13 protein-coding genes and 1 tRNA gene are annotated in these 14464 nt (G+C 52.9%); 5 read left to right on the forward strand and 9 right to left on the reverse strand.

Annotated elements, in window-relative coordinates:
* Positions 1 to 134: 134 nt before the first annotated feature.
* Positions 135 to 1313: an HD-GYP domain-containing protein gene (locus tag JMF94_RS01165; protein WP_240823390.1), complete on the forward strand. Its 1179-nt coding sequence runs from the start codon at positions 135 to 137 to the stop codon at positions 1311 to 1313.
* 62 nt (positions 1314 to 1375) lie between these two features.
* On the opposite strand, the gene JMF94_RS01170 is transcribed toward JMF94_RS01165, so the two are convergent.
* Complete coding sequence (locus JMF94_RS01170; protein ID WP_240823391.1) at positions 1376 to 1861, reverse strand: hypothetical protein; 486 nt, start codon at positions 1859 to 1861, stop codon at positions 1376 to 1378.
* 43 nt (positions 1862 to 1904) lie between these two features.
* Positions 1905 to 2429, reverse strand: coding sequence for a hypothetical protein (locus JMF94_RS01175; protein ID WP_240823392.1), 525 nt, complete (start codon positions 2427 to 2429; stop codon positions 1905 to 1907).
* Positions 2430 to 3018: 589 nt separating this feature from the next.
* Between JMF94_RS01175 and JMF94_RS01180 the strand changes: the two genes are divergently transcribed.
* Positions 3019 to 3474: a hypothetical protein gene (locus tag JMF94_RS01180; protein ID WP_240823393.1), complete on the forward strand. Its 456-nt coding sequence runs from the start codon at positions 3019 to 3021 to the stop codon at positions 3472 to 3474.
* A 366-nt stretch (positions 3475 to 3840) separates the two neighbouring features.
* Here the strand turns inward: JMF94_RS01180 and JMF94_RS01185 are convergent, their stop codons facing one another.
* The 5 genes from JMF94_RS01185 to JMF94_RS01205 all read right to left on the reverse strand — a co-directional run bounded on the left by JMF94_RS01185 (position 3841) and on the right by JMF94_RS01205 (position 9163).
* Positions 3841 to 5400 carry a hypothetical protein gene (locus JMF94_RS01185; protein ID WP_240823394.1) on the reverse strand — a complete coding sequence of 520 codons (1560 nt, stop codon included), beginning with the start codon at positions 5398 to 5400 and terminating at the stop codon, positions 3841 to 3843.
* Positions 5401 to 5828: 428 nt separating this feature from the next.
* Positions 5829 to 5904 (reverse strand) — tRNA-Ala (locus JMF94_RS01190).
* Positions 5905 to 5958: 54 nt separating this feature from the next.
* Complete coding sequence (locus tag JMF94_RS01195; protein ID WP_240823395.1) at positions 5959 to 6759, reverse strand: dioxygenase; 801 nt, start codon at positions 6757 to 6759, stop codon at positions 5959 to 5961.
* Positions 6760 to 6969: 210 nt separating this feature from the next.
* The gene (locus JMF94_RS01200; RefSeq protein WP_240823396.1) at positions 6970 to 8436 is read right to left on the reverse strand and encodes a 4Fe-4S dicluster domain-containing protein; all 1467 of its coding nucleotides are present in this window, start codon (positions 8434 to 8436) and stop codon (positions 6970 to 6972) included.
* Positions 8437 to 8668: 232 nt separating this feature from the next.
* A complete protein-coding gene (locus tag JMF94_RS01205; protein ID WP_240823397.1) occupies positions 8669 to 9163 on the reverse strand; it encodes a GyrI-like domain-containing protein in 495 nt (164 codons plus the stop codon).
* Positions 9164 to 9540: 377 nt separating this feature from the next.
* Between JMF94_RS01205 and JMF94_RS01210 the strand changes: the two genes are divergently transcribed.
* On the forward strand, positions 9541 to 10329 hold the full coding sequence (locus tag JMF94_RS01210; protein ID WP_240823398.1) for an L-2-amino-thiazoline-4-carboxylic acid hydrolase: 789 nt from the start codon (positions 9541 to 9543) through the stop codon (positions 10327 to 10329).
* A gap of 45 nt (positions 10330 to 10374) precedes the next feature.
* On the opposite strand, the gene JMF94_RS01215 is transcribed toward JMF94_RS01210, so the two are convergent.
* A complete protein-coding gene (locus tag JMF94_RS01215; protein ID WP_240823399.1) occupies positions 10375 to 11649 on the reverse strand; it encodes a DUF4910 domain-containing protein in 1275 nt (424 codons plus the stop codon).
* A 440-nt stretch (positions 11650 to 12089) separates the two neighbouring features.
* On the opposite strand from JMF94_RS01215, the gene JMF94_RS01220 reads away from it, so the two are divergent.
* Positions 12090 to 13088 carry an Ldh family oxidoreductase gene (locus tag JMF94_RS01220; RefSeq protein WP_240823400.1) on the forward strand — a complete coding sequence of 333 codons (999 nt, stop codon included), beginning with the start codon at positions 12090 to 12092 and terminating at the stop codon, positions 13086 to 13088.
* Positions 13089 to 13168: 80 nt separating this feature from the next.
* Here JMF94_RS01220 and JMF94_RS01225 read toward each other — a convergent pair whose 3' ends face one another.
* The gene (locus tag JMF94_RS01225; RefSeq protein ID WP_240823401.1) at positions 13169 to 13873 is read right to left on the reverse strand and encodes a DUF554 domain-containing protein; all 705 of its coding nucleotides are present in this window, start codon (positions 13871 to 13873) and stop codon (positions 13169 to 13171) included.
* Between the two features lie 256 nt (positions 13874 to 14129).
* On the opposite strand from JMF94_RS01225, the gene JMF94_RS01230 reads away from it, so the two are divergent.
* Positions 14130 to 14441, forward strand: coding sequence for a hypothetical protein (locus JMF94_RS01230; RefSeq protein ID WP_240823402.1), 312 nt, complete (start codon positions 14130 to 14132; stop codon positions 14439 to 14441).
* The last annotated feature ends 23 nt before the right edge of the window (positions 14442 to 14464 follow it).

The raw sequence follows: 14464 nt of genomic DNA on the forward strand, positions 1-14464 counted from the left end.
TTTGAAGTCGAATTTCCATTTGATAGATTAAAAAAATCAGATTACGGTAATAAGTAATCACATTTCGCTTGCGAGGTGCTTGGTCTGCCTCGTGCAAACCTATATTCGCGGCAATGCTTTTGGCGGGAGATTTCATGAAGCCGATAAAGATATCCGTATCGCAGTTACGCCAGGGGATGTGGCTCGTAGAGCCCACAACATCCTGGATAAATGCTCCGTTTGTCTATGGCAAGAGTGGTGTCATCAAAAGCGCTGAACATATCAAACATATTATTGCATCTGGATATACGGAAGCCTACTACGATCCTGCCCGCTCCGAAGTTGTGCAATCTGGCCCCTGCCACAGCACCCCGAGGTGTAACGATGCAGGGCAAACGTCACTTGCCGAGGAGCTTTGCCGGGCGCGTGACCTGTACTTTGACGCCTGCAACTACATCAAAAACCTGATGCAGGAAAAAAAGGTGGGCGCTATTGAAGTTGCGGAGCTAAAAGCCTTTGTAAACGAGATTATTCAAAGCCTGCACCGTAATTTCAACGCCCTGCTGCTTATCACAACCATCAAGAAAACCAGCGATTATACCTATCGGCACAGCATCAACGTCGCCATCTTTTCCATCGCCTTTGCCCAGTTTTTGGGGCTGGACGATGATGAAACCTTTGATACTGGCATGGCCGGGCTTTTTCACGACTACGGCAAGGCTTTTGTGCCACTGGAAATTCTGAATGCGCCGCGCAGCCTGAACCCGGACGAAACCTCGGTTATCCGTTCGCACGTCAGGCTTGGCCACGACAACCTCAAGGATATCCCCTGGATTAACAGCATAATTCTTGACGGCATACTGCACCATCACGAACGGCACGATGGCTCAGGCTATCCGCACCAGCTCAGCGGCGAGGCCATCAGCCTGCACGGTGGCATTATTTCCATTTGCGATGTGTATGACGCGCTGACATCTACGCGGGTGTACAAAAATGCAATCCCCCCTGCGCAGGCGGTAAAAAAGCTGTTCACCATGTCTGGGCAGGCGTGGGCGCCGGGTTTGGTAGAGCACTTTATCAAGCTGGTGGGCATATTTCCCGTAGGTACTGTTGTACAGCTCTCAAACGAAACAACGGGCATTGTATGTCAGCAGGATCACAAGTCGCCTCTCAAGCCCACGGTGCTTGTCATACTTAAAAAAGACAGACCCTACGCGCCATACTACCTCAAGCTTGCGCAGAATGATCAGGTCAGCATCAACAGGGTGCTTGTGCCGTCAGAGCTTGCCAGCATCAAGAACAGCAAGTTTTACCGTATGTTTCTTGACCGGTAGCAGATTGTCCATAGCGAAAAACTACGCTGCAAAAGCATTGGCAACGGGTGGGTACTGTCTATTTATTTGAAAATAATAATGGGGAATTTGAAGGGTTCGTTTGAAATGGGCGAATCGGTTGTGCTCTCCGAGTATATATAGTCGCAGTCCAGCACTTCGCCTTTCTGGTTCATCATGACGTTGAAAATGTAGTCATGGTAGACGGTTCGGTCCACATCCGGGCTGTTTAGCTTCGTTTTTCGCCCTTCGTGGACAGAAAACGTGCTACAAAACGCATAGGTGCGCACACCGTCGGCATCATCCCTATAAACATCCTGCGGTTCAGGTAGAAGGTTTACATCCAGATACTGGCTTTGACCGCAGGTCTTTGCATAATCTTCCACAACGGATGAATAATACATGCGCGTGTGCATCTTCTTGGGAAGCCACATGGTAACGCCAGTCCCGGTTTCAACATAGTTTTCATCCCAGCCGTCATACCCGTTGCCGTGCCGTCCGCAGCCCAGCAGCACCACAAATACACCAACCAGTAATATATTCTTGAGCATCAGATTCTCCGTACATCAGTAGGTACGCAAAAGTTTTGCGGCGCTATGGGGCGGGGTGGGCGGCATCTGCATCTTGCGCCGCCTTTGCGCGTTGCTCTGCAAGGTATGCAGGCGTGCCCCTGATCCACGTGCAGGCAAGGATTTTTCCGTCCATATCTGTAAAAATATTGAATATGGTGCTGGCGGGCTTTTTAATTATTTCGTTGCGGAGGAAAAACCCGCGAGACTTTTCCCTTTCTTCAACATACGAGATCGAATAAGCCCATACCTGATTTTTTTTCTGCGGCAGGGCCTTGTGCGTCATGTTTGGGTGGGACAACTCGCTGATATTTTTGTCATTGTACAGGCCATACATGCAACGGCGCTCTTGTGCCCGCGCCTCAAGCGGCTCAACCGTTTCTTCATTGCTGAGATCCGGAAGCCACCATTTGGCGGGTTTTCCTGTTTCAGGGTCAAGTGTAGGCATGCGGGCCAACTGCGGCACTGGCGCACCAGTTTTATGCGAATACGACTCCACACAGCCAGCGAGCAATGTAAAAATAAATGCTAGTAGAATAATATGCTTCATAAACTACTCCAAAAAACTCAGTAGCGTTCAGTTTTCAGGATGACTGCTCTTCGATATTTAGTATCTTGTCAATAGAAAAAATTGAGAGTCGTACTTTGTATTAATAATTACAGTGTAATATGATTTTTATAAAAGCTGCCGCAGTGCACAAAATGAAGTGTATCAAAAAGATATTGTTTTGTTGGCAGGTTGGAGAAGCAATTCGATACATTCAGGGGAAAATATGGCCTGGGGTTGGTGCCAGATGTCTGACAGAATTTTTTTGGGGAGGGCTTGGGCTTGCAAAAAAATCTGCAATCTGTGTGAGTATCAATAAAATCAGATAAATACAGAATTCTTGCCACAGCGGCGCATTTAACGGCAGTGCGCAAGCATCAGAGTTATGGCCATACATAAAAATGTTTGCCTATAGCTTTTGCTTTTTTAGACGATAAAACAGATAACATTGTCTGAGCGCAGGGAGGCCATCATGAGCATATCATCTGTTGACTCCAGCTTGATGTCCCGCAATTTTGTGTCGGCGTCATCAGGTGAATCAAAATATGTCAAAGCCTCTCGACTTGGAGCTCAGATCGAGCAAAGTGCCAGCATGAATCGCCAACAGGCCATTCTTGAAGCGGGCATGGCAGCATGCGCTGCTGCCAAAACCCCCGCAGAGGTTGCGCTCGAGGCTAAAAAGGCAGCCCGGCAAATGGGGTTTGCCATGCAGACAAGCGTTTCTGAAGAATCAAGGCGCAACCTCAAGGAAATCAAGAAACGTATTGAAGAAATGGCAAAGAAAGCAGCAGAGGGCAAAGATTCAGCAGATGGAAAGGACGCTGTAGGCCAACCGCAACAACTGACGCAGACGGATCAAAAACCTCAGGCAGTAGCACCTGCGGTCAGTGCGCCTGTTACGGAAGCAACCCCTGCGGCTGTTTCTCAGCCCAGCCTTTCAACTGCCCAGGTTCAGCCTGCCCAGGTAGCCGTTGCTGATGGGGATAGCGCTGGAGCCAGTGCCGCACAGCCTGCGGCTGCGAATCCCTCTGTGAATGTGTACGTTTGATTCGCTTGCTTGTGCCGCCAGAGTTTGTCAGCATCAAGAAGACCATTTTCCTGAATGCATCTTGAGCGGTAGGCACGGGGGCAATTGGGGGCTATCCCGTTGCCGCAGGCATAGCGCTAAGCACGCTTGCATGGCATTCAAGAGGTCAAGAGTTCAATTCTCTTCAACTCCACCAGATAGGTAATTAAAACCCCCGATCATTGAAAAATGGTCGGGGGTTTTTGCGTGCTTAGAAGTTTGTGGAAGCAGCCAATTTCTTGCTTATGCGACGTGCACCCTGTGCAATCGTTGTGGTGAATTAAAGGTGCTCAACTTCAAAAGATTTCCAAACTCAAGGCTTAGGGGGCAAGCACCATTCACCAAAATTTATTCTGAAAGACCGGTGTTGCCTTTAAAAGAAAATGAAAATTTATTTTTGTTTATTTCAAATAAATAAACCGCACTTAAAGGTATTGCAACAGTGAGCATTCCAGATAAAACCTCCGTAACTTGTCTATTGAATCGATTAATGATCGGTATGGCTGCGATTGATGAAGATATAACCTTTTGGATATAAACACCTAAAATTGCAGAAGCCGTCCCGGCAAAGACAATCTTAATAGCATCAAATTTATTATCAATCTTGCTTGTCAATATCCGCACGCACCTAACCATAGACAAGGTAGATTCTCGAATGATTGCTATTAAAAATGCTGGCATTTTTATGATAATAGCGATTATAATTTGAGGTATAACAGAGAGCGCACCAGAGATTGTGCTCTCTATTCCAAGTGTTTTTGCCCGATTGAGTAAATCTCTCTCATCAAAACGTTTTTTCAGTTTTTTTGAAATTGAAGATGCACGCTTGGATATGTTTTCTTTATAGCTTTTTTTATCAAATATATCACATGTTTCTGATATGTCTTTAATCTCGTCGACAAAAATATCCACGGTTTCATAAACAATTAAGCCAACAATCTGCTGCATGCTCATCTTCAAGCCAGACTCCACAGCAGTCCGGCCAATCTCTTTAGCGGCATTGATTGTATTATGCATATATGCAGCATTTGCTTCACCATATCTATCTTTAACGTCATTCATATTTATTGAATGCTTATCACCATTTTTATCAATGTAGTTATATATATCTGGATCATTTTCATCGATCTCAAAATTAATATTACTTTTTACAAACTCAATTAAATCCAACTCGCCTTTCGCACTATTAACAATTCCGTCAATAAATGTTAAGTTGTCTTTATCGTTTATGGCAGAAATATACTCACTCTCGTTTGTTCCTGCTTTCAAAATGACATTTGAATGATATTCTTTTGCAGATATTATATGTTCAATTTGTGCCTCCCATGGATATAATGCTTTATCAGCATTATAGCCATTATCAAGGACTTCCATATTTTCTTTTGCCCTATCGCGTATCTTACCCAATTTAGCAAAATTTTTGTGTCTTCTTACGTCTTTTACCTTTGCATAATCTTTATAAGGAGTAGATAGTTTCGAATACCTGTTCTCAAGGGTATCATCAAGATTATTAAATATTGGCCCCAAACAAAATACCGCTATAGTGCGCTGCAAGGCTTCATTTTTACATAATTCAAAGATCTCAGAGGCATTTTGGGGGCAACCATGCCGGGCTTCTTTCATGTCATTAACAAGTTGCTCTGCGTCTTTATCAAGTTCAAAAGTGGCATTAAATTTTTCAACAACAGACTCTGAAAAGTCGCAATATTTATTTTTTATATAATTTTTGTATTCAATATCTTTATATTTATTTAAATCTACAGACGAAAAATACTCAAATGCATCTTTTGTAGATTTATGTATTTTTTCTTTTGCAGAAGCACTTGCGTCAACGGCAATATCTTTAGTAGAAGTTGTTGTGTCAACAACAGAATCTTTGATCTGTACCAACTTGTCAAAGAGTTTCATTAGCGCTCTCCTCTTATTAAAAAAACAGGTATTACAGACTTATTCTAGGAATTATAAATGTTGTCTTTCTAAGCTAACAATTTAGGCTATAATCATATTCATATCCAGCGATTACACTTGGGTCAAGCCTCAGGATATGTCCAGTCCAGTATGTAGCATTCCTACATATCATCGAATATTCTTTGATAGCTGGGGAAAGTGTGATTAAAGAAAATATATATAGCAGCTTCTGTTTCCGCGCAAATTATGGTGCTTGCCCCCTAAGCCTTGAGTTTGGAAATCTTTTGAAGTTGAGCACCTTTAACTCACCACAACGATTGCACAGGGTGCACGTCGCATAAGCAAGAAATTGGCTGCTTCCACAAACTTCTAAACACGCAAAAAACCCCCGACCATTTTTCAATGATCGGGGGTTTCAATTACCTATCTGGTGGAGCTGAAGAGAATTGAACTCTTGACCTCTTGAATGCCATTCAAGCGCTCTCCCAACTGAGCTACAGCCCCATGAGGAATTTGGATTTATACCTTTTCGCCGTGGGCCGCAAGTATTTATTTCATCTAGTCAAAAGAAAATGCTGAGAGCGGTGCGCCCATAGCTCTTCCATGCCATGCGAGTTTGCCCTGCGCGGCTCCGGCAGCCCCGGCAATCACCATGAGCGGGATCAGATGCTCCTCGCGCGGGTGGGCAAAGCGCGCACCTGGGGCCTTTTCCCATTCCGCAAGGGCCGCGTTGCGCATGACGGCGTTGGGGTTGCGCACGGCATCCGTCAGCCAGTTGTCAAAAACATCCGCCCCATCAATGGGCGTGTTATCCCCGTAGCGGAAGGCCCGCATGTTGTGAAAGCTCATGCCGCTGCCCACAAACAGCACTCCCTCTTCTCGAAGTGGGGCCAGCGCCCGGCCCAGCGCCAGATGCTCCAGCGGATCAAGCCCCCGCCTCAGCGATATTTGCACCGTGGGGATCTGCGCCTCTGGGTACATCAGCAGGCCCGGCACAAACACGCCGTGGTCAAAGTCCCGCGTAGTGTCCTCTGCCAGCGGCAGTCCTGCCGAGCGCATGCACTGGCCCACACGGTCAAACAGTTCCGGGGCTGGCGGCGCAGGCCACTGCAACTCATAGGTATGCGGCGGAAAGTCATAATAATCATAATACAGGCCCGGTGTCCGCGTGGTCAACAGGGTAAATTCCTGCTGCTCCCAATGGGCGGAGAATACAATCTGCGCCTTTGGCTGTTGCGGCAACGTCGCCGGGATGGAGCGCATCCAGCCGCCAAGGGCATTCCATGTGTCCGGCGGCATCCAGTCCATAAAAAAGCAGGGGCCGCCGCCGTGGGGGATGTAAAATGCGGGCATGGTCATGGTGCGCCTCGCTGGTGGGGGTGGATGTCACAAAACTAGCTTGAGGAGGGAAGATGCAGTAATCAGCGTAGCGCCAAATCCTGTCGGGGCCAAGAGCCGTAGTGACCAGTGCAGACAAATTTTTGGGGTTGGAAGCCAAGCCCATAATGAAGGCGGGCATTCCGCAGAATACCCGCCTGTGCATGCAGTCATGTTTGCGGGCCGTGCCCGTTACCCATTCTCGCGCCACGCGCCGCGCCCAGTTACCCACAGCCAGAGGCACAGCGCACCGAGCAGCACGGCAAAACCCAGGTGGATAAGGTCAATAAAGGTCGTCATGCCCGGCGAAAACGTGATGGAAGGCAGATTTTTGGCAACGCGGGCCATGCCGCTCAGCACCACAACGCCAAGCACTGCCAGCCGCACCTTGCCCCAGTAGGCAAGGCGGCCCCGCAGCCTGCCGCGCACCTGCAGGGTCAGCCAATACAGGCCCAATGCCAGCAGCAGGGCCGCCAGAACATAATGGACATTCAGCGTGGTGTAAAAATCACCTGTCCATGTGAGGCCGGGAACTTTGGCAATGCCGTAGCGGCTTGCCACGGGCAATTGCATCATGCCCGTAAAGCCGAGCAGCAGAGCCACTGCCACCCACAGCTTCTTGAGCAATCCTCCGGAGAGGGCAGCTTCAGCTCTTGGGTCATGCAGCGCACCCTGAGGGCGGGCCTGCGTGTGTTTGTGGTTCGGGCCTTGTTCCTGGCGCGCGGCGTTCACCAGCGCCCCTGCCACACCCACCAGTGGTGCGGTCATCATCATGCGGGTGAGGTTGCCAGCCTGCGCCATGGAGTCCGCCACCGGCCCAAAGGTAGGCTTGCCGGGGCCGGGTTTGGCCTGCGCCGCCAGTTCGGAAAACGGCACGGGCGACAGATAAAAAGTATTGGTGCCGCCGTTTTCCGTCACGCCATAAAGGTACGCGCCGCGCTCCTGTGCCAGCGTGCGGGCCTGCGCCAGAATTTCATCGCGCGGGCCAATGGTCTGCACCTGCTGAGGGCAAACCTCCACACAGGCGGGCAGTTGGCCGTGGGCAAAGCTGTCCGCGCAGCGGTCGCACTTGTACATGATGCCGTTGCCTGCAAAGCGCGGCATGAGGTCAAGATACAGTCCTACGCCCGATTGTCGTTGCGGTATATGCCAGGGGCAGACCGTGCGGCATTTGGCCCCGCCAAGGCAGGTCTGGCTGTCGATGCTCACCGTGCCGGTTTCTGGCTGGCGGCTGGCAGCGCCCCAGGGGCAGAGATTGGCGCAGGGCGGGTTTGTGCAGTGCAGGCAGCGGCGGGGAATGTGCAGTTCAAGCGGCGCACCGTCCTTCTGCACGGTAACGCTCTCGATATACAGCCAGTTGTACGGCGTGAGCCTGTCGTCCACATCCCGCTTGCCAGACCAATCCTCGTCCTTGGTTCCAGGCGGAAACATGACCGGCAGGGGCTTTTTGACTTTCGGATAACGGCTCCCGTTGCGCTCGCGGCAGCCTTCCACGCACTGGCCACAGCCGATGCATTTTTCAATGTCGAGTAATGTTGCGTATTCCGCGTGCTGGGCAGACGCGCTTGCGCCCGTTTCGGACCGGGCATCCAGCCCCACAGCCGCAATGCCTGCCGCAGAGGCCGCGCCCACCAGAAAATTACGTCGGGTCAGTGCCATGTATGCTCCTTATCGGCGTATGCGGGCGCAAGGGTGCAGCCGAATTGCCGATTATTACGATTCATTCGCAATATGGCATATTCCGAAAAAGAGTGCAATTTATAGCATACTTTTATGGTGCGGTTTGTGGGCAAAACAGGCAAGGGAAAAACTAGGGAAATGAAAGAGAAGCAGGCCCGAAAATCAGGCCCAAGCGGCTGGGAAATCAGGCCGAATAGGTCGCAAGAGGAGGCTATTTTTCGCGGGGCAGCACTGGTACATAGACATCGTGGGTACCGGACTGAAAAAAGCGGCTGTCGTAGCGCTCAAAGCAGGGCTTGTCTGCCAGAACGGTATAGCCCTCCGGCGTTTGGGGCCATTCGTCATACATGTAGTCGTAGGCTTCCTGAAGCATTCCGGCTGCGGGGATGCGGCAACAGGCATAAAGACCGCCGGGCAGGGTTACTTCATCCATGCCAGCGGGGGGCGCGGCAAGCTCCGGGGCTTCCATCGCAGCCCAGTAATCAAAAGCAAGGCCCGCATGGTCTGTAAACAAGGAAAGCCCGTAAGAAGGCCCCTGATAGGTATTGCTGGGCTTGCCGCTCAGTTCTGGCATGCGGGGGGTAAAGACCTCATTCCACAGCCGGGGGCATTCCTGCGGGGCGTTGTGCAAGGTTGTGTGGATGCGCACACCGAAAAGGCGGACACTGTGGTGTTGCAGCACCACAACGGCAAAAGGCATTGGCATGAACGCTCCTCGGCAGGTCTGATCACAGGGCAACAGTTTCCGGCCGCAGGGGTGAAATGACGTCAGTCTCCCATATGCGCCGGGTAGCCGTTTTGCATGTACCAGTTATGTTTACATGTCAACCGGTATACCAATGTGGTGAAATCGCCATAAGCATATATTACACTGAATTATATTTAAAATTAGTAAATGATAATTTGTAATTAATAGTGATTTGCTCACAAAAGTGAGGCGTGCCGCGCATCCATGCCCGTTGACCATGCCGCAGGCACACGCCGCTGCTCTGGCGCGCGTGGACAGCGCCCCCGGCTCCGGCTAGTGTGAGTCATGCCGTAAACCCGTAGTCTGGCGCGCGAGCGCCACAAGCAGGAGCCGTCATGCACCATGCCACTATGCTTCCACGCTATACCCGGCGCGCATTTTGCTCTATGGCGCTGGGAACCTGCGCCGCTCTGCTGCTGCCTTGTTCCTGTATGGCCTCCATTGCGCAGGGTGTCGGCAAGCCGGTGAGTGATGAGGCCCTTAAGGCCGAATTTGCAGGTATGTGCGCAGGTGCGGAGCAGATGCTCGCCGGGCAGCGCCCAGCGGAAGATTTGCGCGCCATGTTTGCCCAGGCAAGACAGGCCCATGCGCGGCTGTTGCCTCTGCCGGATATTGGCGGGCCGGAAAACCTGACCTATCCCAGTTTTCTTGTAGGGCCGCAGTATGCGGCCCTGTACACGGCCCTGCGCCCGCACGGGTTCAACGCCAGGGATGTGGGCAAGCTTGTGTACGATCTGGCGGTCTACAGTTTTGAGGAACAGAAGGACGTGTACCGCGCCAACGGGCAGCGGTTTTTTACGCCGGAGTATTTTGCCCTGTTGCAGGGTTGGGCCATGCGCAGCCAGCAGCGGCGCTACCCGCTGGATTGGGTGCAGACAGTATTTCGGGGTGATGGGCGCGATTTTGATATCGGCGTAAACTACACGGAATGCGGGCTGATGAAGTATTTTGCCTCGCTGGGCATGCCCGAGCTGGCTCCTTATCCCTGCCGGGTGGACTTTCCCACCGCACGGGCGGAAGGCACGGGCCTTGCGCGCACCTCAACGCTGGCTGAGGGCGGCAAGGTATGCGACTTCCGCTACAAGCAGGGGCGGGAAACAATCCAGGGATGGGACATGGCGTGACGCGGCTGTTGCGCGGCGGCCTTGCTGCCATGCCGCGCACAGTCGTCAGCAGGTTTTTACCGCCAGCACGTCTTTTTCTACCAGCTTGCGCATGGTTTCCGCGCAGCGAAAAATATCCCTGCCCACAATGTCTGCTTCTTCAAGCAGCGTGGTTTCGCCATCGGCGTAGGCCAGCAGATCCATCATCAGATTGACCTGTTCCGTACAGGAAGTTTTTGTGCTCAGCGTGGGGTAGAGGCCGCGCTTGCCCAACTGCGGTTCGCACAGCACACGCGGCTCGTAGGTGACGTTTTCTTCCAGCGCTTCAAGGATGCGCGTCATGACGTTCACGCTGCCTTCAAGCCCCTTTTGCGTCACAAGTGAACAGTCGTCCAGCGAGGTGTGGTACTCGGGGTAGACGTGGTATTTGCTGCGCATGACGCTGCACAGGGGCAGGTCGATACCGGGCGCGCAGTACTGGCGCTCGTCGCTCTCGCGGTCAAGAAAGGTGTAGCGGATAAAATCGGGCGCAAAGTGGCGCAGCACGTGCAGGGCGGCTTTGTCAGCCAGGGTGTTGCCCTTGCGGCTGGGCAGATAGGAATAGGCCCGTTCATCGCCCATGCAGGTGAGGTTGAAGCCCGCCACCACATTGCGGCGCAAGGCCTCGTGGTTGCGGCTCAGATAGGTGATGGAGCCGATGGTTTCCGGCACAAAGGCAAAACGGTAGGTGTAGCGGCGCGGACGTTGCGCCACCCACTGCGCCAGTGCCGTGGCCACCACCGGGCCGGAAAGCTCGTTGTTGGCCATGGATGGATGGCAGATGTAGGTGGAAAGAAAAATTTCTTTTTCGCTCTGGCCGGGGATCACAAGGTCGCCGTATGTCAGATGCCCCGGAGCCAGAGTGGAATCTATGGAGGCGTGGTACGTGCCGGGGGCCAGCTTTTGCCGCTCATCATGCTTGATGCAGAAGCCCCAGCGCCGGGCATAGTATGATGTGATATAAGGAATGGCATTGGGCATTTCGGGCAGGGAATGCAAATGATTTTGCAGATCCTCCAGCGAAATGTCGCAGTCAACGGGTTCGGAATACCCCATAACGTGCAGATTGGTATCGGCAAAGTCAGCAATCACTTCGCCCGATGGGCCGGTCAGCCGCGCGCCCCTGATGTTCCATTCTTCCGGCACTGTCCAGTCAAAAACCTTGGATCCAGACGGCACCTCAAAGGTGCGTAATCCCGGTAGTTCTTCCTGTAACATGCGCAACGTCTGCCGCACTCCGTTGCCCGTAATACTGCGGCATATGGGAAAAAGACTGCGAAGAAAGTCGTGGAAGCTCGTCATTATCCTTCCTTATGTTGGCATCGCGTGAGGCAGCAATTCCCAAAAGGGGCACTAACCCTGAGCACCGAATTCCAAGGGGGGGAATTTTTCGGCGGCAATGCCTGTCGCGAGCTTGCTTATGGCGACTGAGGCGCGCAGTCAAGCAGCAATTTTCTGTAAAACGGAAAAAAGATGCCCGCTGCCCCCATACAGGGCTTTTGTTCCCGGTCGTCGCGCAGGCCAGAACTGCCATTATGACCGCGCACGTGGAGCTTCAACGGCAGCACGGGCCAAGCGGGAGCCAGCGCGCCTTTTAAAGGTTAGCATTTAGTTTGTGCGCAGAAAAGCCCCAGTGTGGGCTCGCAAAACATCCTTTTCCGCCATCAACAATACTGGTATGCAAAAAGTGCTCGCGCAATGCAAGCAACTATAAGTAAAATCAGCTAGAATCTGGAGACTCCATGCCTCATATCCGCCTTAGCGAAGCGCAAAAACTGGGTGAAGATATTTTACAGGCCCACAATGTCGGACAGCGAAATGCCCAATTGACCATCGCCTCGCTCCTGCGGGCAGAAATGGAAGGCCTGCCCTCGCACGGATTTTCGCGCATTCCCTACTATGCATCCCAGGCGGCGGCAGGCAAAGTTGATGGCTATGCCGCTCCTGTGGTGGAGCGCACAAAGCCCGGCGTGGTGCTTGTTGACGCCTGCTGCGGATTTGCCTTCAGCGCATTTGCCGATGGCCTGTCCGTGGTGGCTCAGGCTGCCAGGGAGTCTGGCGTGGCCCTCATGGCCGTGCGCAATTCGCACCATGCGGGCGTTATGGGATTCCCTGTGGCGGATCTGGCGGCGCAAGGCCTGCTGGCCCTTGGCTTTGCCAACAGCCCAGCTGCTCTGGCCCCCTACGGCGGCACAAAGGTGACCTTTGGCACGAACCCGCTGGCCATGGCCTGCCCGCGCAAGGACGCTCCGCCCCTTGTTATTGATCTTTCCATGGGGCTGTTGGCGCGCGGCAAGATTTTGCAGGCCGCAAAAAAGGGCGAGAGCATCCCAGAGGGCGCGGCTGTGGATGCGGAGGGCAATCCCACCTGCGATCCGGTCAAGGCTTTCAACGGAGCGCTGCTGCCCTTTGGCGGCCCCAAGGGCTACGCCCTGGCCCTCATTGTGGAAATAATGTCGGCAGCGCTTACGGGGGCTTCCCTGGCCATTGAGGCCTCTTCCCTGTTCACGCCGGACGGCCCGCCGCCGCGCCTTGGGCAGAGCTTTCTGGTCATGGACCCTGCGGCTACTGCGGGAGCGAACTTTCTGGATCGGGTGGAGCTCTTGCTGGGTTTCATCAGCGACCAGCCGGGCGCGCGTCTGCCGGGCGACCGCCGCATCGGCCTCAGCCGCGCCGCCAGTGAGCGAAATAGTATTGATCTGCCGGAGGATCTGCTGGCCCAACTGCAATCGCTGCTCTAGCCGCAGTGTTTAAACGGTTTTGCCCTCCGGCGCGCAAGGCCGGAAGGCAAAACCGTATTTCAGTCATGGTCGCAGGCCGGTTACTTGAAGGGAAAGTACAGCTCCCACAGGTGCGAAAGCGGCAAAATAATGGCCATCGCGGGCAGCATGTTGATGACCGGGAATATCTTGATATCGCACATGCGCAGGCCCGTGGCCACAAAGATGACGCCGCCGCAGGCGGTAAAGTCGTTGAGCATGGCCGGGGTCATGAACGGGGCAATGGTGGTGGCCCCCATGTAGATGAGCGCCAGAATAATAAACTGCGGCACGGCGATAAGGCTTACGGAAAAGCCCATGAAGGAGCCGAAAACCACGCCGGTAAACATGTCCAGCGCGGCCTTGGTCAGCAGGATGTCGGGCTTGCCGGTGAGCCCTTCATGAAAGGCCCCCAAAAAGCCCATGCTGCCAAAGCAGAATGCCGCCACCAGGGTTATGACCATCAGGGAAAAGTTTTCGTCGCCCATGCGCTTGCTCTTAAGCAGGCTAAAAATGGCCCGCAGGAACTTTTGCAACAGGGCCTCGGCATATATGATTTCGCCCACCATGGTGCCGAGAATGAGCGAAATCGTCACGGCGGGCAGTGCTGCGGCCTTACCCACAAGGGTTGCGCCCAGGCACAGGGTTATGACGCCAAAGATGGAAGGCAGCGCTTTTTTGAGCCGTTCAGGAAAAATATCGGCAAAAATAACGCCGATGATGCCGCCGATGAAAAGTCCGCCACTGTTCACAATTGGCCCGATCATATGCGTGCTCCGCGTAATGGCATAGAAATCGTTCTGGAAGGCGGACAGGAAAAGTGATCTGTAGGCCGGTGTGAATCGATGTGGTGATGCCAGGATTTGTTGCCCCGAAAACAGCAAGGGCGCAGGCGCGGGGCCGCCAGCGTGCCGAAAGTGTCATCAACAGAATGTTCTGATGTGCAGTTTGGGTAACACAAGGCATTTGGGTTGACAATAATCCCCCGGCTGGGGCGAAAATCAGGAACAGAAGAGGGGAAACATGATTGTGAGAACATGGCACGGTTGCGTGCCGGAGGCTATGGGCGACGCCTTTGCCGAGCATCTGCGCAAAACGGGCGAAGACCACGCCAAAAGCGTTCACGGCAATCTGGGGGTTGCGGTCAAACGCATGACCTTTCGCGGATCGGAGCATTTTTTCTTTGCCACTTGGTGGGATTCTCTGGAGGCCATAAAGGCCTTTGCGGGCGAAAATTACCAGCTTGCGGTGCACTACCCCGATGACGAACGCTTTGAGCTGGTGGCAGACCCCTATGTGTTCCACCATGAGGTAGATCAGATTACGCCCCTGTAAACGCAAATCTGCGCGCGCAGAAT

The sequence above is a fragment of the Desulfovibrio sp. UIB00 genome (assembly GCF_022508225.1).
Lineage (GTDB): Bacteria > Desulfobacterota > Desulfovibrionia > Desulfovibrionales > Desulfovibrionaceae > Desulfovibrio.

Excerpts from the sequence above, each read along its gene's own strand:
- JMF94_RS01165 (WP_240823390.1), top strand. The coding sequence starts at position 135 with ATGAAGCCGATAAAGATATCCGTATCGCAGTTACGCCAGGGGATGTGG.
- JMF94_RS01170 (WP_240823391.1), bottom strand. The coding sequence starts at position 1,861 with ATGCTCAAGAATATATTACTGGTTGGTGTATTTGTGGTGCTGCTGGGC.
- JMF94_RS01175 (WP_240823392.1), bottom strand. The coding sequence starts at position 2,429 with ATGAAGCATATTATTCTACTAGCATTTATTTTTACATTGCTCGCTGGC.
- JMF94_RS01180 (WP_240823393.1), top strand. The coding sequence starts at position 3,019 with ATGAATCGCCAACAGGCCATTCTTGAAGCGGGCATGGCAGCATGCGCT.
- JMF94_RS01185 (WP_240823394.1), bottom strand. The coding sequence starts at position 5,400 with ATGAAACTCTTTGACAAGTTGGTACAGATCAAAGATTCTGTTGTTGAC.
- JMF94_RS01195 (WP_240823395.1), bottom strand. The coding sequence starts at position 6,759 with ATGACCATGCCCGCATTTTACATCCCCCACGGCGGCGGCCCCTGCTTT.
- JMF94_RS01200 (WP_240823396.1), bottom strand. The coding sequence starts at position 8,436 with ATGGCACTGACCCGACGTAATTTTCTGGTGGGCGCGGCCTCTGCGGCA.
- JMF94_RS01205 (WP_240823397.1), bottom strand. The coding sequence starts at position 9,163 with ATGCCAATGCCTTTTGCCGTTGTGGTGCTGCAACACCACAGTGTCCGC.
- JMF94_RS01210 (WP_240823398.1), top strand. The coding sequence starts at position 9,541 with ATGCACCATGCCACTATGCTTCCACGCTATACCCGGCGCGCATTTTGC.
- JMF94_RS01215 (WP_240823399.1), bottom strand. The coding sequence starts at position 11,649 with ATGACGAGCTTCCACGACTTTCTTCGCAGTCTTTTTCCCATATGCCGC.
- JMF94_RS01220 (WP_240823400.1), top strand. The coding sequence starts at position 12,090 with ATGCCTCATATCCGCCTTAGCGAAGCGCAAAAACTGGGTGAAGATATT.
- JMF94_RS01225 (WP_240823401.1), bottom strand. The coding sequence starts at position 13,873 with ATGATCGGGCCAATTGTGAACAGTGGCGGACTTTTCATCGGCGGCATC.
- JMF94_RS01230 (WP_240823402.1), top strand. The coding sequence starts at position 14,130 with ATGATTGTGAGAACATGGCACGGTTGCGTGCCGGAGGCTATGGGCGAC.